Annotated in this window: 21 protein-coding genes; 5 read left to right on the top strand and 16 right to left on the bottom strand. The window is 55.7% G+C overall.

Annotated features, from left to right (window positions below):
- The first annotated feature begins 94 nt into the window (after positions 1 to 94).
- A complete protein-coding gene (locus tag LCH65_RS13245) occupies positions 95 to 1000 on the top strand; it encodes a LysR family transcriptional regulator (protein WP_003369133.1) in 906 nt (301 codons plus the stop codon).
- Positions 1001 to 1081: 81 nt separating this feature from the next.
- Here LCH65_RS13245 and LCH65_RS13240 read toward each other — a convergent pair whose 3' ends face one another.
- On the bottom strand, positions 1082 to 2983 hold the full coding sequence (locus LCH65_RS13240; RefSeq protein ID WP_044309585.1) for a methyl-accepting chemotaxis protein: 1902 nt from the start codon (positions 2981 to 2983) through the stop codon (positions 1082 to 1084).
- A 224-nt stretch (positions 2984 to 3207) separates the two neighbouring features.
- Here LCH65_RS13240 and LCH65_RS13235 point away from each other — a divergent pair, with 224 nt between their 5' ends.
- Positions 3208 to 3714 carry a GAF domain-containing protein gene (locus tag LCH65_RS13235; RefSeq protein WP_003434258.1) on the top strand — a complete coding sequence of 169 codons (507 nt, stop codon included), beginning with the start codon at positions 3208 to 3210 and terminating at the stop codon, positions 3712 to 3714.
- Positions 3715 to 3747: 33 nt separating this feature from the next.
- Here LCH65_RS13235 and LCH65_RS13230 read toward each other — a convergent pair whose 3' ends face one another.
- The 4 genes from LCH65_RS13230 to LCH65_RS13215 all read right to left on the bottom strand — a co-directional run bounded on the left by LCH65_RS13230 (position 3748) and on the right by LCH65_RS13215 (position 5498).
- Entirely contained in the window at positions 3748 to 3999 is a 252-nt protein-coding gene (locus LCH65_RS13230) for a hypothetical protein (protein WP_003434260.1), read from the bottom strand.
- A gap of 93 nt (positions 4000 to 4092) precedes the next feature.
- Positions 4093 to 4932 (bottom strand): TauD/TfdA family dioxygenase, encoded by an 840-nt coding sequence (locus LCH65_RS13225; protein WP_054081535.1) that lies wholly within the window; start codon positions 4930 to 4932, stop codon positions 4093 to 4095.
- Positions 4926 to 5207: a hypothetical protein gene (locus LCH65_RS13220; protein ID WP_226439533.1), complete on the bottom strand. Its 282-nt coding sequence runs from the start codon at positions 5205 to 5207 to the stop codon at positions 4926 to 4928. The genes LCH65_RS13225 and LCH65_RS13220 overlap by 7 nt, the downstream gene beginning before the upstream one ends.
- A complete protein-coding gene (locus LCH65_RS13215) occupies positions 5208 to 5498 on the bottom strand; it encodes a hypothetical protein (RefSeq protein WP_226439532.1) in 291 nt (96 codons plus the stop codon).
- On the opposite strand from LCH65_RS13215, the gene LCH65_RS13210 reads away from it, so the two are divergent.
- The 3 genes from LCH65_RS13210 to LCH65_RS13200 all read left to right on the top strand — a co-directional run bounded on the left by LCH65_RS13210 (position 5493) and on the right by LCH65_RS13200 (position 7404).
- Positions 5493 to 5996, top strand: a complete 504-nt coding sequence (locus LCH65_RS13210; protein ID WP_025990900.1) for a GNAT family N-acetyltransferase — start codon at positions 5493 to 5495, stop codon at positions 5994 to 5996. The genes LCH65_RS13215 and LCH65_RS13210 overlap by 6 nt on opposite strands.
- 289 nt (positions 5997 to 6285) lie before the next feature.
- Positions 6286 to 6867 carry an ATP phosphoribosyltransferase regulatory subunit gene (locus tag LCH65_RS13205; RefSeq protein WP_042930697.1) on the top strand — a complete coding sequence of 194 codons (582 nt, stop codon included), beginning with the start codon at positions 6286 to 6288 and terminating at the stop codon, positions 6865 to 6867.
- A gap of 78 nt (positions 6868 to 6945) precedes the next feature.
- Positions 6946 to 7404 (top strand): metallophosphoesterase family protein, encoded by a 459-nt coding sequence (locus LCH65_RS13200; protein WP_003434265.1) that lies wholly within the window; start codon positions 6946 to 6948, stop codon positions 7402 to 7404.
- A 172-nt stretch (positions 7405 to 7576) separates the two neighbouring features.
- Here the strand turns inward: LCH65_RS13200 and LCH65_RS13195 are convergent, their stop codons facing one another.
- The 11 genes from LCH65_RS13195 to tssE form a co-directional block, all read right to left on the bottom strand.
- Positions 7577 to 8035 carry a GNAT family N-acetyltransferase gene (locus tag LCH65_RS13195; protein ID WP_122241048.1) on the bottom strand — a complete coding sequence of 153 codons (459 nt, stop codon included), beginning with the start codon at positions 8033 to 8035 and terminating at the stop codon, positions 7577 to 7579.
- Between the two features lie 45 nt (positions 8036 to 8080).
- On the bottom strand, positions 8081 to 11584 hold the full coding sequence (gene tssM / locus LCH65_RS13190) for a type VI secretion system membrane subunit TssM (RefSeq protein WP_226439531.1): 3504 nt from the start codon (positions 11582 to 11584) through the stop codon (positions 8081 to 8083).
- 13 nt (positions 11585 to 11597) lie between these two features.
- A complete protein-coding gene (gene icmH / locus LCH65_RS13185; RefSeq protein ID WP_003434267.1) occupies positions 11598 to 12452 on the bottom strand; it encodes a type IVB secretion system protein IcmH/DotU in 855 nt (284 codons plus the stop codon).
- A gap of 14 nt (positions 12453 to 12466) precedes the next feature.
- Entirely contained in the window at positions 12467 to 13798 is a 1332-nt protein-coding gene (gene tssK, locus LCH65_RS13180; protein ID WP_058416138.1) for a type VI secretion system baseplate subunit TssK, read from the bottom strand.
- Complete coding sequence (gene tssJ / locus LCH65_RS13175; protein WP_054081526.1) at positions 13795 to 14304, bottom strand: type VI secretion system lipoprotein TssJ; 510 nt, start codon at positions 14302 to 14304, stop codon at positions 13795 to 13797. Before tssJ ends, tssK begins: the two co-directional genes overlap by 4 nt.
- A complete protein-coding gene (locus LCH65_RS13170; protein WP_003434268.1) occupies positions 14301 to 14528 on the bottom strand; it encodes a hypothetical protein in 228 nt (75 codons plus the stop codon). Before LCH65_RS13170 ends, tssJ begins: the two co-directional genes overlap by 4 nt.
- 47 nt (positions 14529 to 14575) lie before the next feature.
- Positions 14576 to 16120: a sigma 54-interacting transcriptional regulator gene (locus tag LCH65_RS13165; RefSeq protein ID WP_128775281.1), complete on the bottom strand. Its 1545-nt coding sequence runs from the start codon at positions 16118 to 16120 to the stop codon at positions 14576 to 14578.
- On the bottom strand, positions 16107 to 18698 hold the full coding sequence (gene tssH, locus LCH65_RS13160; protein ID WP_103736352.1) for a type VI secretion system ATPase TssH: 2592 nt from the start codon (positions 18696 to 18698) through the stop codon (positions 16107 to 16109). The genes LCH65_RS13165 and tssH overlap by 14 nt, the downstream gene beginning before the upstream one ends.
- Before the next feature lie 9 nt (positions 18699 to 18707).
- Positions 18708 to 19715 carry a type VI secretion system baseplate subunit TssG gene (gene tssG / locus LCH65_RS13155; RefSeq protein WP_054081530.1) on the bottom strand — a complete coding sequence of 336 codons (1008 nt, stop codon included), beginning with the start codon at positions 19713 to 19715 and terminating at the stop codon, positions 18708 to 18710.
- Entirely contained in the window at positions 19679 to 21466 is a 1788-nt protein-coding gene (tssF, locus tag LCH65_RS13150) for a type VI secretion system baseplate subunit TssF (protein WP_054081536.1), read from the bottom strand. Before tssF ends, tssG begins: the two co-directional genes overlap by 37 nt.
- A gap of 98 nt (positions 21467 to 21564) precedes the next feature.
- Positions 21565 to 21975 carry a type VI secretion system baseplate subunit TssE gene (gene tssE / locus LCH65_RS13145; RefSeq protein WP_080377370.1) on the bottom strand — a complete coding sequence of 137 codons (411 nt, stop codon included), beginning with the start codon at positions 21973 to 21975 and terminating at the stop codon, positions 21565 to 21567.
- Positions 21976 to 21977 lie beyond the last annotated feature (2 nt).

Here is a 21977-nt window from a genome sequence, read left to right as displayed (position 1 = left end):
CTCCTTGGGTATGTTTCGGTTTTTGCAGTATCGTTAACCACCTCAAATGGATAAACAGCGAAATACTTCAATCATTTTAAAGCTGAGATTGATAATGGATTTGTTTCTGGCAATGCGCGTGTACGTGAAAGTGGTCGAGGCAGGCAGCCTGACGGCGGCTGCGCAAGCGTGTTCGATTTCCACCACCATGGTGGGCAATCACCTGCGCGCACTGGAGGAGCGCCTGGGCGTCAGCCTGCTACAGCGCACCACACGTCGCCAGCGTCTGACAGAATTCGGTACCGCGTATTACGAACGTTGTCTGGAAGTACTGGGGTTGGTGGCCCAGTCCGAGCAACTGGCCGAGCAGGCCCAGGGTGATCCCACGGGTACACTGCGCATCACCGCGCCGCTGACATTCGGCTCGGAGGTGCTGGCACCTGCGCTCGTCGAATTCTCGCGGCGCTTTCCTGAGGTCAAGCTCGATCTGGTGCTGACCAATCAGCGTCTGGACATGATCGACAATGGATTTGACGTCGCCATTCGCCTGGGCAACATTCCAGAATCATCGCCACTGATCGCGCGCGCCTTGCAGGACTACACCTTGACCATCTGCGCCGCGCCGGACTATCTGGCCCGCAACGGCACGCCGATCCATCCAGCGGAACTTCGCGGGCATAACTGCCTGGCGTTCGCCTATCCGGCGGGAGACGAATGGCGCACGGCCGGTACGCAGTGGCGTATGACCGGCGCCGAAGGCGAAGTGCTGGTGGACGTGAGCGGTTCGATGGTTGCCAACACTTCCGCCGCTCTTTATCAGGCGGCTCGGGCAGGCCTGGGGGTAGTGATGCTTCCGGATGCGCTGGTGCAGCGAGACCTGCAGGAGGGCCGGCTGATTGCACTGTTCCCCGACTATCATTTGCCCAGACGACCGACGACCCTGCTGTATGTGCAGGACCGTTATCGATTGCCCAAGCTGAGAAGCTTTGTGGAGTATGCGACGGGGCTCTGGGGACGGTAAGAAGTTACCGCCGGAGGGTCACCGGGTCGACTCCGGCGCGCAGCCTTTATGGTGCGCGCCGGGGTTTACCGGGAATGAACGTCAGACCCGGAATCGACTGACCAGGCTTTGCAGATGCACGCCCAGGCGAGCGAGCTCTACGCTCGATGCAGCGGTCTCTTCACTCGCAGAAGCCGTCTGCTCGGAGATGTCTCGCACATTCAGAACACTGCGATTGATCTCTTCGGCAACGGCGCTCTGCTCTTCGGCGGCTGCGGCGATCTGATGGTTCATCGTCTCGATCGTCGAGATCGCCTGAGTCATGTTATTGATGGAAACACCCGCGTTGCGCGTCAGCTCGACACTGTTTGCAGTCAGCGCCTGGCTGTTGTCGAGGATGGTTGCTACCTGCGCCGTGCGGGTATGCAGGCCGCTGATCAATGCCGCGATCTCTTCGGTCGACGTCTGCGTGCGCTGGGCCAGACTTCTCACTTCGTCAGCCACCACCGCGAAACCCCGGCCTGCTTCGCCCGCACGCGCCGCTTCGATGGCAGCGTTGAGGGCCAGCAGATTGGTCTGCTCGGCAACGGCCTTGATGACATCGAGTACGCCACCAATCTTGTTGCTTTCGTTCTTGAGCTCGTCCATCGCGGACTTGGAGTGAGTAACTTCGGTCGCGAGCTTCTCGATCTGCGCTACAGCCTTGGAAACCACGCCGTCGCCTTCGCGAGCTTCTTTGGAGGCGTTGACCGCAGCATGTGACGCCTGCTCTGCGTTGCGTGCGACTTCCTGAACGGTCGCAGACATTTCGTGCATAGCAGTGGCGACCTGATCGGTTTCGTTCTTCTGACTGTTGACGCCGGCGCTGGTCTGCTCGGTGACAGCCGACAACTGCTCGGCGGCACTGGCGATTTGTGTCACGCCATCGCGCAGGCCACCAATCAGCTCGCGCAGGTTGCCGGTCATGCGCATCATACTGCCCTGCAACTGACCCAATTCATCCTTGCGGGTGACCAGTTGGTTGTTCGTCAGATCACCGTCAGCAACACGTTCGGCCAGTTTCAGTGTTTCACGCAGCGGGCCTACGATAAGGTTGGTAATAACCCATGCTGCCAGGGCGCTCATGATCAACGCTGCAATCAGCCAGACAGAGAGCAGCATCTTGGCCTGGCTCACATCTTCCACTCTCAGGTTGACCTGATTCTCGGACAGTTTGTCAGCGCATTCAAACAGGATGCCGATGTCTTTAGTGATACCTGCCTGAGCCTGCTCAATCCTGGCCTGCGCCGCGGTGAACTGATTCAAGGTGTTCTGGTAGCTCAGCATAGAGTCCACAAGGTGCTTGATGGTCGCCGACTGACCCTCGAAACCTTGCAGATTTCTGACAAACTCGATAACCGTGTTCATCGATGTTTCCGCTGGAGCACGGTTTTCCGATTTCAGCGAATAGGTGTAGCCACGCAAGTCGAAGCGCATTTTCTGGAACAGCGTCATCGCCTGCACGATGGCATCGCGCTGCGCGGGAGTACCATCATCGGATCGGGCAATAGCGTTCAGTTTTTGCAAATCGTCAGCGCCTGCATCGGCGTACTGGCCAAATACCGAACGGGTCGCCTCACGGGCAGCGGTTGCCTGCATGAGGTTGTCGTAGTGGATGCGGTAATCCTTCAAGGCATCTGCGGCAGTATTGACCAGCGGTGTATTCAACGGCGAGTCGAACACCTGCTGCGCGTACTTCACATGATTTTCGAGACTTTCGAGTGCTTTCAGCCAGTTGCTGGCGCGCTCGGCGTCATAATTGACCGAATAGGCCAATCGGGCTATGCGGACATCTCGCGTGAGCGCCCCCAGCTTGCCGATATCGGAAATCCGCTCGCTTCGTTCACTCAGTGAAGTAATGCCTGTCCAGCCTGTCAGCGCAATCAGCACCGTCAGTACGATGACCAAAGCAAACCCGAGCACGAGCTTGGACCTTACCGAAATATTGCTCAGAGTATTTATCACAGGGAGTCGCTCTTTTGTTGGTCATCAGTGGAATGCAAGAGGCCTGTCCTTGCCATCTATCTATACAATTCACAAATGTCGGCAGCGCGGATTAAAACTTTAAAACTGGCGTCAATATTTCGCTTGAAAATAAATCCCTTGGGGCGTGGTTCACCCCGATGGCATTTCCATCCGAGTCAGTTAGCATGGGCCTTTACGCACATTTGGGTATTCTGGAGAAGTGCATGAGTCTGGAATTGATCGCCTCAAAAAGCAGCTTATTGACCATCGAGGAGCGCTCTGCAATTGCCGAGATCGAGGCCACGACCAATGTACTGCGACTTGTTACCCGCCTGACAGGCATGCGCTTCGCCGGTATTGCCAAGTTTACCGATGCCGACTGGATCGCCTGCTCTGTCTATGACCCGACAGACCTGGGTATCGACGACGGCGACGTGTTCAAACTCGAAACCACGCTCTGCAACGAGTTTTGCGTCAACCCCGAAGCGCTGTTCGTGCCACAGATAAGCACGAACGGCCGGTACGCGAACCTGCCGGTGGTGAAACGCTACGCCATCGAGAGCTATGCCGGAGTGCCAATCTACCTTCCCGACGGACAACTGTATGGCGCGTTGTGCGCGCTGGACTCCAGCCCGACGCTGTTTGACGACCCCGATCTGTCGGAAACCCTGACCCTGTTCGCCCGCTTGATCGGGTGCATTTTCTTCGCCAACATCAACGAAGGCAGTTGACCCGGGCCTGCGCACTGAAGCAGCACTGTCGACTCACGGGCTGACAGGCTGCTCTGCCAGCGCATACAGGGGCACGGACTCTAACAAGGCGCTGCTGAACTGGCCTTCGTCGAGTTGCAGGCGATATCGGGGCGGCACAGGTGTGACCGGGTGATCGCCGTCCAGCAAGGCTTCAGCAGGCAGATCAATCCCGAAATGAGGAAACGGCTCCTGAGCCACCCAACCACCTGCGGCCAGGACCAACAACAGAAAAATACCCGCAATGGGTTCTTTAGGTCTGCACATTCTCGTTTCTCCAATTCCGGCAAAACGATGTGGCTCACAATGAGCTACTCAGTATAAAAGCCAGGGCGGCGCCCTGCTCTCGCGGTCGGCGCATCAGGCGAAGGGCTCTTCGCCCTGCAACTTGGTACGGTGCATCATTCGCCCGCACTCAGGGTCATAGGCTTCCGCCCGATGCATGGTGCCGGTGTTGTCCCATATCACCAGGTCACCGACCTGCCATACATGGCTGTAACTGAACGCCTCGGACGTGGCCCATTCGCGAAGGCCGACCAGAATCCGCGCACTTTGCGCCAGGCCGACGCCAACGACCTGCTGCGCAGTGCAGCCCAGAATCAGCGACTTGCGCCCGGATCGGTGCTTCCAGACCAGCGGCAACTCCTTCTCGCCGATGGCCTGCATGGCCTCGAGCATCGCAAGGCCAGGCTCCGGATTGTAATAGAGTAACGATGCCCATGGCGCGTGAATTACTCGTAAGCTTTCGTAACGATGTTTATCAGCGCTGGATAACCCCTCGTACGCCGCGTAAGTGTTACAGAACCCCGTGTTGCCTCCCCACGTGGCGGGCACCTTGCAAGACAGCAACGATGCCAGAATGGGTGAATCACTGCTCGTACCGTCGATGTGCCAGTAGAGCGAGCCCTTTAGAAACTCCGCGCCTGCCGGGTTCTCTTTCACATCCAGGCTGATCCGGGTGATGTTCTGCCCATCGCCGGGTTCAGGACAGAACGTACCCAGCGTGCGGGTAAAGGCAATTTGCTCTGCATCGGAGAAATGAATCTGCGGGAACACCAACACCCCTCGCTGCTCCAGCAGCTCCCGGATCTCCCCAGCGAATCGACCCGACAGCAGTTCCTGCTTGCCGTTGAAAATACGCGCGCCGATACCTGGCTTGATGGGCTCCTGTGACAGCTGAACGAGCGAAGTGGCTAACATGGTGCGACCCTCTTCATAAGTGAACACAACGGTACACTTATGAAGAAATGGAAGCAATAGCCTGTTTTGGCGCGGGACGTTTTAAAGGGGATGCAGGTAATTGCCCAAGTGATCGTGCAGGAAGAAAGCGAGCAATACTCGCGCTCCGCACTGGCAACCGCGACACGAAAGTCCTCGCTTTCGCCTTCAACGCCGTAAATTTTTTGCTCCGTCATTGGCAGGGTCATTCCTTGTTTGATGAGTGCGAACAGAATGGCGGTGTCGCTGGCACTCATTCAATTCGGCTGTTTTGAATGCATTACTTTTTGAGTCGCGGTGGCGCCGATCTCAATTTTACCCGTTGCGGCCAGCATGATCCGCTGCCAAAGTGCTTCTACAGCGTTGAAGACACCTGGGCCAACTACGACAAACTGTCCCCAGTCATAGATGCCCGTTTTGCAGAATGGCAAGCGATGGGCAAACCCGAATATATTGTCTGACCGGTATGACACGGCGACAGCTACGCCGTAAGAACGCTCTTTTAGCCTCACCACCAAACGCAATTCAAGGAACGAATCAACGTGCACGCCCCTGCCCCGCAAATCCTCATCCAGCGCATGGCCGACATTCACCTCGAAGGTGTCACTGCACTTTATAACGAGCCTGCGGTGTGCCGTCAGGTGCTGCAAATGCCTTATCAGTCCATTGAAGTCTGGCGCAAACGCCTGGCTGCCAGTACCGAGCGACACGTGAAGCTGGTCGCGCTCCATGGCAACGAGGTGATTGGCAGCATTGGCCTGGAGCAGTATTCGCGCAGTCGGCAAAGCCATGTCGGCGCTATCGGCATGGGCGTCGCATCGGCCTGGCAGAGCAAAGGCGTCGGCTCGAAGTTGCTGGCAACCGCACTGGACATCGCAGACAACTGGATGAACCTGCACCGGGTGGAGCTTACCGTGTATGTCGACAACGAAGCGGCCCAGGGTCTGTATCGCAAATTCGGTTTCGAAACAGAGGGCCGGCTGCGCAACTACGCGGTGCGCGATGGCCTGTTCGTCGATGCCTTGAGCATGGCGCGGCTCAGATAAACCGTGTCCGTCAACACCGCGACTTGAGCGATGCGTTAAAGCATGCAAGGATCAGCCATGAATCAATTTCCCCAAAGCAACCGACATCACCACCACAGCCCGCTTCAAGGTGCTGCGGTTGCTTGTGCTCATCGATTGGCCAGATATAGATCCACATTCTGACTCATCAGTGAAACCGACCAAGGCGCCCAAGGCGCCTTTTTTATTGCCTGAAAAAACTGGAGATCATCCCTCATGACCATGCTACGCGGAACCCGCATCGTGACCGGAACAGAAGCCTCAACCCTGCGTGACACAGAAAACCGTTTCCGGAGCTATCTTCATCGAAGCCGGAGCTGAGGAAGCGATAGTGCCGGCCTTATGGGGCCAGGACACCTTTATCGAAAAAGCCGGCGGCAGCGAAATTATCGGCCAGATGTGGGCCTTCGAGGACAAGGCCGGACGCGCCTGTTGCCTGATACCCGAAGCCACAGCGCTGTTTCAGGAACGCAGCGAAGCGCTGCTTGAGGGGCGACGTGAAGCAATGTTTTTCTACGTGGCACGCTGTTATCGCTACGAGCGGCCACAAGCCGGACGCTATCGCGAATTCACCCAGCTGGGGCTGGAAATCCTCAGCCCTTCACCGCAGCAGGCATTGCTGCGCAGCCAGGCCATCTGCACCGGTTTTCTGGATTCGCTGGGCCTGGACTATGAACTCAATACCGCCGTGAAACGGGGCCTGAGCTACTACCTGGAAGGCAACGGCTTCGAGGTACGGTGTTCACGCCTGGGCGCGCAGCAGCAAGTAGTTGGCGGCGGCGCCTATCGAGAGGGTGCCGGGTTTGGCATCGGGCTGGAGCGGCTGGTATTGGCGCTTGGGTGCGGCCAATAACGCGCATCCTGTAACTGGCCGTAGAAGCGCAACGCGTTACACTGCGCTTCTACCCTGCCCCAGACCCGAGGCCCCCGTATGAAAGTTGGTGTGATTTCCGACACCCACGGACTGCTCCGTCCTGAAGCCATCGCTGCGCTACAGGGCTGCGCACAGATCATCCATGCCGGTGACATCGGCAGCCAGGACATCGTCGAGCAACTGACCGCCATCGCCCCACTACACATTGTGCGCGGCAACAACGACATGGATGCAGACTGGGCAACCCCCATTGCCGATCACTTGCGCTTCGACATCGACGGCTGGCAAGTCCTGCTGGTACACGACATCGCCGACGTTCCAGCGTTATTGGATGACAGCGTGAAACTGGTCGTGACCGGCCATTCACACAAACCCCTCATAGACTGGCGCGGCGACACGCTGTATCTGAACCCTGGCAGCGCCGGACGGCGGCGTTTCAAACTGCCGGTGACGCTGGCAATACTTGAAATGAATTCAGATGGGATGGAGCCGAGTCTGGTGCAGTTGGTTGACTGACAAACAGGGCTAACGCTGAGTATTTCTTCGGCAAGAAAACGGAGTTTCGAGCAATGATTATCGTCCCCACGCTCCGCGTGGGAATGCAGTTCGTGACGCTCCGCGTCACCCTGAACGCAAGACTCATCCCCGTGCCGATAAGCGCTCCAAATACCGATACAACACAGGATCTCTAGAGATCCCGCGACATCAGATAGTGCTCCTTGCCCCACGCCTCAATACGCTCCAACATCCGCCAACCGCGCTTGCCGTAGAACCTGTGCTGATCATGGGTATGCAGATACAACGTGGTGATACCGACAGACCTTGCATGACTGCAAATACCGTCGATCAACTGTCCTGCAACGCCCCTGCCTCGCACTTCCGGTTTTACCAGAACACACGCCAGCCAAGGCCCAAGATCCGGACGCTCGGCCAGATCGTCGCTGGCCAGCGATGCACCGCCCAGCAACTCACCATCCTCCATGGCAATCAGGCACTTCCAATGACCATTTGCCTGTCCTTGAGAAAAGTCCAGTTGCCAGTCAGCGAGTGATTGCGATGCAAACTCGTAATCGAACTGCCGATGTAGCCACAGCGCCATCGTGTCGCTGTGGTGCATGTGGTTGCTAAGCCAGTCCAGGTTGAGCATGCGAGGTCCTTTCAATTAATCAGCGTTCCAGTCCATTCAATGGCATCACAGCTGCGCAGGCATACGAAAATGGCGCAGCGCACTCATATCAAACGGATTGGGTGCCCGCTGGCTCGACAACAGATAGTCGGCGCGCATCCCGCCCACGTCGGCCTTGAGCAGCAGAACATCGCGCCCTTTCAAAGGCTCGGTCTGCATCAGATCCAGAAGGCGGAACAGCGACCAGGGACCGTTGCTCTTCTCAATCCCCAGTGGCCTTCCAACCATCCCTTCCATCACCAGACTCGTACGTCCTTCTTCAGCATCAGCAGGCCATTTGAACAAGGTCGGCACGATGGGACCATGTCGATACTCCAGTGACTGCTCGCCCAGCCGGAACTCTGCGCGGCGAACACCTGGATCGAGCGTATAGGGTTCGAGGGTAAACTGCACCTGCGGTTCTTGGGTGCGATGGGCGAAGAAACTTTTGCGGATTCGATGCACACCCGCCATCTGATCCAGATAGGCACGGCTCATGGGCAGGCTGTAGCCGTCAATGCTGCGCAGTTTGTATCTCCCCGGATCGCCATTGACGAAGGGCTTCAGATAATTATCAAAGAAGCGATCAGCCATCCCCTGCGAGCCGAAGAATTCGCGAAAATCATTAAGCGCCACATCACTGCTGCTGTGTGCATAAAACGGATAGCGCTTGTCGAGAGACTGCTCGTAGAAACTGTAAAGCTCGGCCTTGTAGCGCTGGTTGAGGTATTGATGAGACTGATACAGCACGAAGCTCCAGGTATCCTCCGCGAGCGTATGGAACAACCCGCCCAGAGGCTGCGCCAGGCCGGTCGCCGCGTTGCGCAGGTTGCTCAGTGCATCCCGCTGTCCGGACATTCGTCCCTTTGCCATCTCGTAGGCAGCAAGATCGGGCTGACCGGAGCGTCCCAAAGCAGCCATTTGCATCTGCAATTCATTGATCGCGCTCAATGCGGCAATCAGTTCGGGAGTCGGACCATTATCGCCGTCCAGTAAACGGTGTAAGGGATCAAAGCGGCGCTGCAACGATTTCTTTGCCGTCCCGGGCAGACTGACGGTCACCGTCTGCTGAATCTTATCGCCAATCGCGGCCACCTGAGTGAGTGGCGATGGTCGCGATACAGCCATATCAGCTTCAGCCTTCATCGCGTCAAGACTGTCTGCAAGGACGGGAAAAAGCGTGTTTTCACGTACTTCGATCAGTAATTGCAACAACGGCGAATGGGCTGCCGTCAGCCCGGCCATCTGCACCGCAGCCGCACCTGGCCCCTCGAAGGGTTGCAGCGAAACCCGTCCGATTGCCTCGGCCCAATAATCGGCATAATCCCGGAAATACAGCTTTTCCAGTTCGACCATCAGCACCCGCAGCTGTTGTGCATTGAGCTGCGCACCCTCACCCAGAACCCAATTGTCATGCATGAGTTCGGTCACCAGACCCGTGCCACGAGTGACGAAATATTGCTCATAACCGTGGCGGGTGTAGAGTCCGGGGATTCGGTACTCAGTACCCGCCAACAAACCTGCCTGAGGGCCGACATGGTGAGCCAGACTGTAGTCCTGGAGTGTGCGTGCCCTTTCACGCAGCACTCGATAAACAATGCTGGCAAAGGACTCGTTGCGAAGTACCTGTCGGGCCTGTGCCACCAGCGCGTCGTTTACCGGATAGGCGAAGGTTTGTGCAAGCAAACGCTCGAAATGCTGAGCCAGTTCGTTCTGAGCCTGCTCATGACCAACATAACGGACTGACCAGTCGGTCGCTACCCACGTTTTCAGTGCAGAGGGTTCCCGGTGCTCGTCCTTGACCAGCATCAGGTAAGCACGCAAGCTGTCCAGCAACTGCTCGCGATCCCCCAGGCTAGCCATTATGCGCGCCTCGATCATGTGGGCCACGCGTGGCAGCAACTGCCTCTGCAATTCGGCATGATAGGTGTGCATCAGAACGTCGTTGGCAGGTTTGCCCTGATAAAGGCCACTGCGTTCATACAAAACGACCTCATCGCCATCCGGAAATACTCGGGCTGCCAGATAAAGCGTGTTCAAGCTATCAAGGACCGTCAGCAGATCGTCCTCGGCGCCTAGCGATGATCGTTGTTGCGCCCACTGCTCGCCCAGAACCCGCAGCCTTTCCAGCCTGTCGTGATTGGCATTGAAACCGGTCGCCCACAGCACGCCGAACACAGACAGGCACAACAGCGCCGCGCAACACATACCCCGCTGGCGCCACTGAATCTTTCGGCGTGCTGTTTTATCGAGAACCGCAAGATCAGCCTCAGGGAAAATCACATGTCTTAACAGATCATGAATAAATCGCGCCTTTCCGCTATAGCAGGTCGGTGAGCCGGTATCGCTTTCCCCATCGGATGGCTGATCGTTCTGAACAACTTGCGGCGCTCGGGTCAGATAAAATCCACGAAACTGGCTGGCCCGCTGATAGCGATTCCCGGAAAATGCCAGCTCGACAAAGACGCTCAGTCGATATGCGATGCCTCCAAGCTGGTTGGGAAACTCAAGCATCTCTCCTCGGCGTCGGCTGTCCCGCTCCTGATGAATGCGGGTAATAACCTGACTGCCAAGGCGCTGCAGCAAGGCATCGAACGCCTTGCCGAGGACATCGATATTACTGCCTTGCTCGCCCTGCCGAAACGTAGTGCCCAGGACCTGTTCACTTTCTTCCCGGGAGAGTTGATCGAAAAAGGCGTCGAAGCCCGCTATCGAGTCAGCCTTGGTGAGTACCAGATAAACCGGCACATCGACATGCAACTGATGAAATACGTCGTCCAGGCGGGCACGCACGTCTTCGGCGATTTTTTCCAGGCGCTTGTCTTGCTCGTCAAACAAAGTGTCGACCGGCAGTGTCACCAGCACCCCGCTGAGTGGATGCGCGCGGTGGCGGTTTCGCAACAACTCCAATAACGTGCTCCATGCGCTGCCGTCGACCTCGGGCAGGGGCTGTTGGAGATAGCGCCCGGAAGTGTCCAGCAGAACTGCCTGCTCAGTGAAATACCAGCCACAACTGCTGGTGCTGCGCATATCGTGCGTCAGCCTGCGCCCGCGCCTGTCCAAGGGAAAATCGAGCCCGGAAAAATCCAGCAGACTGGTCTTGCCACTACCCTGCGGGCCGATCACCGCATACCACGGCAGCTCATTTCGGCCCCGAGCGCCTAATACCCCATACAGGTCCGAATCCTTGAGCACGCGCAAGGCATGCTTGAACCGGCCCACAAGCTCCAGGCGCTCTTTCTCCACAGCAACAGCCTTACGCAGAAGCTCTTGACCTTCGTGGCTGTCCTGCGCATGCCTTTTTTGCCAGCCGCTGCGCCAGTTGGAAAATACAACCCCGAGGCCCCAGATCAGCAATAACACGCTGATAGTTGCCAGACGCACAACAGGACTCTCCCAGAACCTGTTATCGGCCATCGCCAGCAGGGGACCGAACATCCAGATACAGGCGGCCAGCGTCAGTATCAACAGCAGCGACCAGAACCAGGTGCTGCCCAATAGCGTCATGAGTTTTTTAAACAAGGTTTTCACTGCATCTCTCATTTCAAGACCGCCGCTCGATGACTACCGCATCCGCTGACTGATAAGGCTTGAGTACCGCCTCACGCTGCTCGCCGAGGACCCAGGCAAATCCGCAATACAGCGCGGTCAGGCTTATAGCGGTGAACAACACAATCAGCCACGCAGGCATAATGCGCAGCCGGTCAGCAGCGTCGGAGCGTGCGCCCTGCCAGTGAGGTGAAAGCGTTCGCGAAACATCGCCTCTTACGTGTTTTATCTGCAGATAAAGGTTATGCCGGATATCTTCCAGCTCGTTGCCGTTGCGACGATGAGAGCGGTATTTCCCCTCAAAACCGAGTGCGAGGCACAGGTACATCAACTCGAGCATCGAGAGATGCCTGAAAGCGTTTGCGGAGAGTTTTTCAAGCAGTTGAAAGAATTTTTCGCCGCCGAAGGTTTCCCTATGAAAACGGCTGAGCAGACTGATCTTCGACCAGTCACTCTGGCTACCCCAAACCGTGTTCAGCACAGCCTCATCCACTACCGTACACAGCACATAGCGGGCAGCCAGCAGGTGCTCGTTTGCTATCGCGTTCCGCCGTGCCCTGGCTTCGAACAGTTTCACCTGGTCGGAAAGCTGTACGTTCAGAAGATGGATATCCCCAACGTCTTTTGCTGTACCCAGCTTCGCCACCTGAGCCAGCAATTCACCTGCTGCAGAAACCAGTGGATTGACGTGGCTACGGACCTGTCTTTCAGATACTCGCCGAGTGCTGTACAGCAACTGCTCCTGCAGACCTTCGAAAAGATCCGAATTGTGGGTGTCGGTGAAATAGCCATTCCCTGACCCGGTATTGTCCCGTTCTAAGGCAAAATGATCTTCGAGGCCGCTTTGCATATCCGCCACCCTGTTCAATTTCTGATCGCCCAGAACTGCAGTTCAAGCCCGGGAAACTCACCTGATACATGGAAAGCGAATCCTCCTGACTGATCGATCCCGGTCTGTTCCCGGTCATCGACATCGAGAATGAAATAGCTCTTGGCAGCATGAAAAGGTATTTGCCGAGGCGCCACAGGCAGTGGTCTTATGCGTAAACCTGGCAAATGCAGGCTCACCAGCTCGCGAATACGTTCTACCGAGCCGACTTTAAGATGCGAAGGCAGTCGCAGACGCAGTTCTTCGGCATCGCAATCTGCGCGGGCAGCAATGATGAATGACGCGTCCCCCAGTAGCTCACGATCCACCCGAGGCGAAACCAGAACACCATACTGCCGGGGCTGTAACTCGAGCTCCTGGGCCTGCTGCTCGAGAACCATCGACAGCATCTGTCGAATCGCAGACATTACGCCTCTGAATGTGCCGCCCTGGTCACTGTGCTGATAAGTACCTTCCAGTCCAGGACGTCTGCTCTCATCGCCAAATGTCGATAACTCACCCAACAGCGATAGCAGTGCACGGTATAGCTCCTCAGGATGGACGCTTCGAATATTGAGATAGTGTTGAAAAACCAATGCATTTCGATTGACCAGTTGCAACATCATCAAATCGCTCGCCTCTGCGCCACGGGTCTGACCGCAAACACCGATACGCTCGGCAATCACGTCCCCACGGTGATTCAGCAGACCCGCCACTTCCCTCAGGCACGACATCACATAGCGGGAGCCACTGGCGCTGATGAAGGCAGGTGAAAATTCGAGGTCCAGCGAAAGCGACTTGTCAGGACTGCAGATCAGAACGTGGCAGACCTTGAGCATGCTGTAGGTATGCTCTCCCTGGGGCTCGCCCATTAACAATCGGAACTCTGGACGCGCGCACAACACAGGCGTGAAACGGTCTTCACCCGCGTTTGAATCGCGGATGCTCGCTGAATAGCTTGTAAACCGTGCTACCACATCCGGCTGTTCGTGACTGCGAGACTCAATGCAGTTGCCCGCCACGATCGGCAGTGCCAGATACACCGAGACGTTTGAAGTAGTGGGAGGAATGTCCAGCGCCAAAGGAGTTTCATGGCCCCGTATATCAAAGACACTGCCATCCGGCAGAATGCCCGAGGCCTGGGCAATGACGATTTGCCCCGCCCCCAGAAATTGCGGATCGATTTCCAAGGCTGTAAAGCCCCAGTTGTAAGCGCCTGCCAACTGAGTACGAAGCCGCAACTGGTGGTCGTAGTAACGATCATGATGCTGAAAGTGCTGCGGGCGAAGCAGCATGCCTTCCTGCCAGATAACCTTGTGCTGATTCATAACGGACTTCCTGTGTCAGTTGGGCTGTCTTCCAGTTGAATACCGGAATCACTCAACATGAAAACGGCACTGTTCTGCTGGTTAGGGGCGATCTGAATCACCTGACGCCAGCGGGCTTCGGACAAGTGCCGATAAGCCGCGAGCACAGCGATATAACGACTGCTGTCATCCAGCTTCAGCTTCAACTCAATACTGTCGCCGGGACGAAGCTCAAACTCTTCGCTGGCCACCAGATCATTTCCCAACGCCTGCCCGGTACGTTTATAAAGCGAGAGAAAATCCATACTCTCAAACGTGACGGGACGTCGAAGTTCAAGCAACTTGAAAACAACCGGAGACGGTCTGCCATTCACATCGGGATTCAGTCGGTCATCGGCACTCAGTCTGATATCCAGACGTGTTTGCGTTGAGTACGGCGATAGTGCGGAGCAACCTGAGATCAAAACCAGGAGTACTATCAGTACCTTTTGGAAGCCTCGGGCAACGCAAGCGCTCACGGAGATCATTCCTGAAAATCCTGACGCAGGGCAGCAATCGAAAAGGCATGCGGCGTTGACATCTGTTTTTGAGAAATCGAATCCTGCCGTAATACATCCAGGCGGCCGGTGGGTTCTGGACTGCCCAACGCGCGGTATTGATCATCACTGAACTTGAAATGACCTTTGCACCCCCCGAGGCAAATCAGCGCAACGAATGTGATAGGCACAATGCGCCAACAATGAAAGTTCATTGGAACGTCTCCAGACAGGAAATTAACTAAATGTGATTATTGAATGGCTAGGTACGCCGTCCATGAGCAGCGCCGATCTTCAGATGTGCCAGCCGATAAAGCAGTGTGCGCCGCGACACCCCTAACGTACGCGCTGCAAGGCTCCGGTTACCGCCGGTGTCGCGCAGACTCTCAAGCAGAACGCCACGCTCGAACTGTTCGATGCGTTCACGCAGTGAAAAACCAACCGGATGGCTTGTCGAATCGGCGGCCATGGGAAAGTGTTCCGGTCGCAACTCCCCGTCTTCGCATAACAACACTGCTCGCTCGACGAACCCCTTCAGCTCTCGAACGTTTCCAGGAAAGGCATATCCCGATAACGCACTCAATGCGGTTTCCGACCACTGCACAGACTCTCGTTGTGAGTTCTGGCAAGCCTTGTCGGAGAAATGCCGGGCCAGTATTTCGATGTCTTCCACGCGATGACGTAGCGGAGGAAGTTCTATGGGGAACTGCGCCAAACGGTAATAGAGGTCTTCTCGAAAGCGCCCTTCGGCGACCAGTGTTGGTAGATGACGATGAGTAGCAGCGATGATTCGCACATCCACGTTGCGAACTTCATTGCCGCCCAGCGGGCGAATCTCGCCCTCCTGCAACACCCGCAAAAGCTTTGCTTGTAATTGCAGCGGCATATCGCCAATTTCGTCTAGTACCAGCGTACCGCCATCAGCTTCGTCAAACAGGCCACGCCGATCACGGTCAGCGCCGGTAAACGCGCCTTTGCGATAACCAAAGAGTTCGCTTTCCAAAAGAGCTTCTGGAAAGGCAGCGCAATTCTGTACAACGAGCGCCTTGGAGCGACGAGGTCCGTGCTCGTGAATGGCACGAGACACTATCTCCTTGCCTGTCCCGGTCTCACCCGTCAGCAACACTGTGCAGGTGCTGTCGAGAATCTTGCTCAGAAGATGGGTGGTTCTTTCCAGGGCTGCGCTACGCCCTATGAGTCCAAAACGACCTTCCGGTGAGATGCACCTGCGCGGATTAAGCTTCGCGCACACAGACCTGGGTGATGACTGCAGAACAGATAATCGGGAAATCACGAACGTTCCCAGCGCGCCTAGCGATTCTGCGTAGCATTCCAATTCTTCGGAGCGCCTGCTCGCACATATCAAGACCCCGACGGCTATCCGCTCATGATTGTGCAGCGGGACGCACAGCAGTGACGTCCACTCTTGCGCCCCTACCGGTAGGAAGCTGGTCCCGTGAAGACTGCTGCTGATTTCCGGCACGCTGACAACCCGGTTCTGAAGCAGAGAGAACTGCAGTAAAGGCTCGTCCCGGTAGTCTTTAAATGAAGTCGTTTTCTGATCAGGCTGAATGACACTGTCAACGACTTCAGTAACAAGGCAGAGGTGTTTGTGACGCGCATCGAGTAGAAACAACTGGCTTGCCTGACAGTCGCTGAGCTCCGCAGCAGAGAGTGCAAAATCATGCTGCAGCGACTGGCTATCGGCTGACCGGGAGAGAGCCGAGTACTGCGAAACCAATGTTTGGGCATAGCCTGATGGGTCGTGTAGCAAATGAAAGGACGAGGCCACCTTATTCGAACTCACAGACAACACCACCTGAGCTGTCGAGTGTTGCGTGAACCCTGACGACCCTGTCACCACGGCTCATGGCGTCGAGTAAACGGTCTGCTATCAAGGGGGTCAGACTGGACTCCAGTAACTGATCGATCAGCCGGGCGCCGCTGCCGTCTTGCGTACACTGTTCAAGCAGATGACAAACCAGATCATGCGAATAACTGAAGGTCAGACCACGGGATTCAAGTCTCTCGCCAAGACGAATCAGCTTTAGCTCGACCAGTTCACGCAGCGCAGCCCCCATGATCGGGTAATAAGGCACAACCCGCATTCTGGCCAGCAATGCCGGTTTGAAATGCGCGCTCAGTATCGGTTTCAGCCGGGGTTTCAGCTCTGTGACATCAGGTCGTCTGCCTTCGTGGCAACTTGCGTGGATCAGATCGGCACCCAGGTTGGAGGTCATCAGAATGAGTGTGTTACGGAAATCGATTTCCCGGCCCTCTCCATCGTTGGCCGTGCCTTTATCGAAAATCTGATAGAACAGATTAAGTACATCCGGATCAGCCTTCTCCACCTCATCAAGGAGAATGATCGAATAGGGTTTGCATCGAACGGCATCGGTCAACATACCCCCTTCGCCATAACCGATGTAGCCCGGAGGGGCACCGATCAATCGGGAAACGGTATGCTTCTCCTGAAATTCGGACATGTTGATAGTCGTGAGAAAACGTTCGCCGCCATACAACAGATCAGCCAGAGCAATGGCTGTTTCCGTCTTGCCCACTCCGCTGGGTCCAACCAGAAGAAATACACCTGTCGGGGCGCCGGGTGCATTCAACCCCGCAGCCGATGCACGGACAGCCTTTTCAATGGTCAGCATCGCCTGCTCCTGACCACGGATGCGCATGCGCAGTTCTGAGGAAAAGCTGTTGATTGCCGGGCTGTGCTCCTGAGCAAGGCGCGATACGGGAATACCGGTCCAGCCACCCACTACTTCAGCTATCAGCCTGGGGCATACCTCAAAGCTCACGAGACGGTCGCTCATCTGAATATCGATCAGGGTCCGTCGAACCTGGGTCAACTCGGACTCAAGCGAACGTGTGGACTCACTCTCACCCGCATCAGCCGACAGTGCTGTTCGTTCAGCCAGTTGCTTGCGCAGTTCCAGCAGACGCTCGACGGCTGCCCGTTGATCAGTCCATCTGAACTCCAGTGCTGCAGCCTCGCTCCGCATCAATGACAGATCGGAAGTCAGCGTATTCACTGCCTTGTCATCAACCGACATCCCGGCATTGGCATCACGCCGTATTGCCTCGAAATGCCTCTGCTGACGTGCCATCTCGCTTCGTAGATGTTCTAGACGCTCAGGTACGGCGACCAGACCGATTCGTGCGCGAGCGCAAGCTGTATCGAGCAGATCGATTGCTTTGTCCGGCAGCTGGCGCCCGGTAAGATAGCGCGCCGAAAGCCTGGCGGCCGCAACTACGGCATCATCGCGCAGATGCACACCGTGAGTACGTTCATATAGCGGAGCAAGCCCGCGCAGAATGGTGATGGCCTGCTCGACTGTCGGCTCCAGCACCCGGACCGGTTGAAAGCGACGTGCGAGCGCCGGATCCTTTTCAAAATATTGTCTGTACTCGGCCCACGTCGTCGCTGCAATGGTCCGCAATTCTCCGCGTGCCAACGCCGGCTTCAACAGATTGGCCGCGTCCGAACCACGCGCCTGCGCACCGTCGCCGATGAGTGTGTGGGCTTCATCGATGAAGAGAATAACTGGCCTGGACGAGGATTTGACCTCGTCAATCACGCCCTTCAAGCGACGCTCAAACTCGCCCTTGATACTGGCACCCGCCTGGAGCAGCCCCATATCCAGAGACAGTAATTCAACGTTTTCCAATAGATCGGGGACTTCCCCGTGAACGATCTTAAGCGCCAGCCCTTCGACAACCGCAGTCTTGCCGACACCCGCCTCGCCCACCACTATGGGGTTGTTCTTGCGTCGACGAGACAGGATATCGATCATCTGACGCAGACAGTCATCACGGCACAGCACGGGATCAAGCAACCCATCCCTGGCCTGCTGCGTCAGATTATGAGTGAAGCGTTCGAGCAGCGAGTCACATTGCCTCACTGACGGTTTTGTTACGTCCGGCACTTGTTCGGCAAGGGCGTAATCACGAAAGCGCTCAATGTTGATCTTCGCCAATAATGGCTGGTATGGTCGTTCGGCATAGCGCAAAGGGTTACGCAACAAGGCAAGAATCAACGCAGCCTGATCAATCAGGCTTTGGCCCAGATCCAGATTGGCAATCAACAGCGCGTCCTGAAGCCATTGAACAAGTTCGGCAGAAAATGCCGGGCTCCGGGTAGCACTGTGTTCGATTGGCGGATGAAGAAAGCCTCCAAGTTCGTCGGCCCCAACCTCAGCGTCTACGAGCGCACGGGATAGCATTCCCTCAGGTCGTTCCAGCAGGGCAAGCAACAGGTCTTCGACCAGGATTTTACTACTGCCTCTCGAAACGCAGCGTTCGGCGCTTGCCTCCAGTTCTCCGCGTGTAGGCGCATCGAGGGCATTGACGAGTTGCTGCAAATCTACATCGATCATGAGTCGTCCTTAATGTATCGGTCTGTTGAGCGTGACCAGACCCTGCGCACGCTCGCGCCCGAGCCAGGTGGTCCAGCCCAGGTGACAGGTGTTCGACTGGCCAATGCGCAGTTCTCTGATGTCTTCATGGCACAGCTCAAGACAGACGTCGTAGTCCAGCGGGTCGCGCAACGTGAATCGCACAAGGGCGCCCAACGGACGGTAGCCAGAACCGACGGGTAAAAATTCGTGGAAACGTTCCCAGTCGAGCTGTTTCACATGGACGCGGAACTTGCCACTCCGGTCAGGCACCCGGCTACCCAGCACCGCAGTGCGCCCCAATCGGTGGTTGGTTTTTCCAAGGCAATTAAGCTGAGAGCAGCTGATCTCGACGGTTCGCTCAACACACTGCTCGATAAACAACTGTGCGTGCTTGAAGTAATAACGAAGCACAGACTCGATCAAGGCGGCCGAATGAGCGCGCAGGCTCAAAAGTCCTAGGTAGGGCAATAGCCGTTTCCAGTTCAATTCGGGAGTTTCGCGAATGCGCTGCCCGTGCAGGCCGATCAGTGCGAACAGCTGTTCGGAAAACGAATCTGTCGCGCCACGGGTAAACATGGCGTGATAGCGATACTTGCGCCATACGGGGAGCATTAACATCTGCAATCGACGATTAAAGATATCCAGAAAATCGCGAGTCACATTAGGCTTATCCCGCTCACCCAAGGCTTGTTCAGCATAAAAAGCGGGTAACGGTGAGCCGGAGCCGACCAGGCTCATCACATTTAGATCAAGTCGTACGTGCAACTGACCCTGCTCGTAAAAAAGCTCCATGCATTCAATATCACTGCCAGGAAATCCAAGACCCGGATTTGCCCGCAACTCGAGAAAATCATGAACGCGGCGCTCATCCGTACCTGGATGAATTTCAAGTAAAGTATTGAGAATCAGCGGTATCGCCTGATAAACAGAGTACCGCCGTATGTCCTGACTCAGATTGGCTAAAGCAGCGGTTGCATGCCCATGCGCGGTGCCCATTCGTATCCTCCACCTTGTGTGCTCTTTACATGCAGTTCGTGAAAGGAATTCAGGCTCGCATAGAGCGCAAAGAATTCGTTTAGGACGGAGGCGAACAAGAACAAACTGCCCTCTCCTGCAAAGCCGTCAGGTTCGACGGTCAACTCCGTCCTGACTCCCCTTACAGGCAGCCCGTCATGCAGGCAGTCGATATGTTGGTGACGAATGGACTTCAACCCGCCCAAGAGATGCTTGCTGACTTTCTCTGCCTGCGAATCGTAATACCGAGGCAAATCGTACGTTTCGAGAATCACTTTCAGTGCTTCGATATTTTCGAGCGACAAGTAGTTGAGCGACATGTTGCTGATCACACGCCAGAAAAAATCCCCGTCCATGGGTGGCGCAAATGTTTTTGTGGCAGGCGATATATTTCTGAAGCGCAAAAAGTCAGGGGTGCCTTCACATGGTTTACAGAGGCCTCCTGCCTTGATTTGCGACGGGAGGTCACCGTTAGTGCATGTCATCTCAATGGACATTGTCTCGTCAGTTCGCCCAGCTCGAAGACCGAAGCTTAAAAATGTATCGAGCCCTTTGTGCTGTATGGAAGTACGATGCCTCACGCTGTAGTAAGGCGAGTTACTATCCACATCGACCGCAGCGTCGTGTTCAAACGATTCAAAGGGTACGTAATTCTGATAGCCCAGCCCTCCAGGCTGCCAGCCAACAACCTTATCGACCGAGTACACACCACAACCGCCGTGTGCGTAATGCGCAGGAATGAGCAGATATTCGTCCTGCCGGGCATCCGCAAGAATGGGCAAGGCATCCTGTTTGAACAGGTTCACGACCGGCGTGCAGTAAAGCTTGATGTTTTCGAGGGTAGGGCGAAGGGGTTGCATGTCCTTCCCTTGCACATCAAAAACAAGCTGTAGCCCGCACGCGCGCTTCAGCAAATCGTCAGTCAATGAGTGAATGACATCTAAACCGAGAACATCGACAAAAAGAAACTTCTCAGGAAAAAAGAAATACTCTTGCAGGTAGCGATAGCCCCGAAAGGTATTTAGTGGGTAGGGAATCAACGACTCCTCTTCAGCGAAGCCTACAGGTTTCACGTGTTCCACAGGAATGATCAGTTCGATCGCTTTGCCTGAGGAGGTCAGTAACGGGTCGCCCGTCGCATCAAGAGGCAATAATGTGATGCCCTTGAGCTTCTGCATCATCGCGAAGTAAATGGCTTGGCTGATGCGACGCTCACCCGCCAGATGCAAACGCAACTGACTGAACTTTACCTCGCCTAAATGGCTGTCTCCATTCATCGCCAGACACAGCTTCAGCGTTGTCCCGCCCCCGCTTGACGAACAATAGAGGTGAGTCAGTTTCAACGGCAATACCTGAGTGGCAAAGCAGGTACGGAAATGGCACACCTGGTCATTCACTGGTTCGCTTTCTACAGGTGTTGCTCGCTCCACCACGAAACCCGGGCCGGAGCCGTCCAGAGCGTCAAACTGAAGCATGCTCACCGAGGGCAGAGGTCGAAGGTAATTGGGCCATAACAACTGCATGAGGGAGTGGGTCAGCTCAGGTAAGTCTTCATCCAGTTTTTGACGCAAACGGCCCGTCAGGAAAGCAACTCCCTCGAGTAAACGTTCTACGTCCGGGTCCTGGCCCGCCTGCCCTAAAAAAGGAGCCAACGCCGGATTACGCTCGGAAAACCGACGTCCAGACTCTCGAAGAGCCGTCAATTCTTCTTGATAATAGTGGTTAAATGACACCGTTCTTTCTACCTGGCCGGTCGTAAATCGATAATGAAAAATCTGGGTGTAAAACCGATAGATAATCGGCGCACCGCTTCGCGAGGGGAAAAACTTACTCAAACAATGCTTATTTTACCGTCGCCACCGAGCAGTGCAGAAAATCGAACAGACTTCTTTACACCAGCAATGTCCAGAGCCGCACCGATCGAGAATGTTCGCCTCAGCAGACAACTCTCGTGTTTTTCCACCGTTACGTGAACATCGAATAATCGTGGTTCATATGTACGAATCATCTTTTCGATGATCATGCGAGAGTACCTCAGCGTATCGTCAAGGCTGAGACCTCTATTGTTCAAGTCAGGCAAACCATAATCAGGCAACATCTTTACGCTACCGGCTCGCGTACCCAGCATCTTGGTCAGATGAGCCGATATCAACATCATTAACTGCTCTTCCCTGTCAAAAGACTGTTGTTTCAAGGTGTCACCTGCCAGGCGTTGAAAGAGGCTACCTTTTGGATTCATCATCA

The sequence above is a fragment of the Pseudomonas sp. MWU16-30316 genome (assembly GCF_020515645.1).
Taxonomy (GTDB): Bacteria; Pseudomonadota; Gammaproteobacteria; order Pseudomonadales; family Pseudomonadaceae; genus Aquipseudomonas; species Aquipseudomonas cerasi.
The sequence above is the reverse complement of the archived record's forward strand: the minus strand, read 5'-3'. Positions and strand labels throughout refer to the sequence as shown.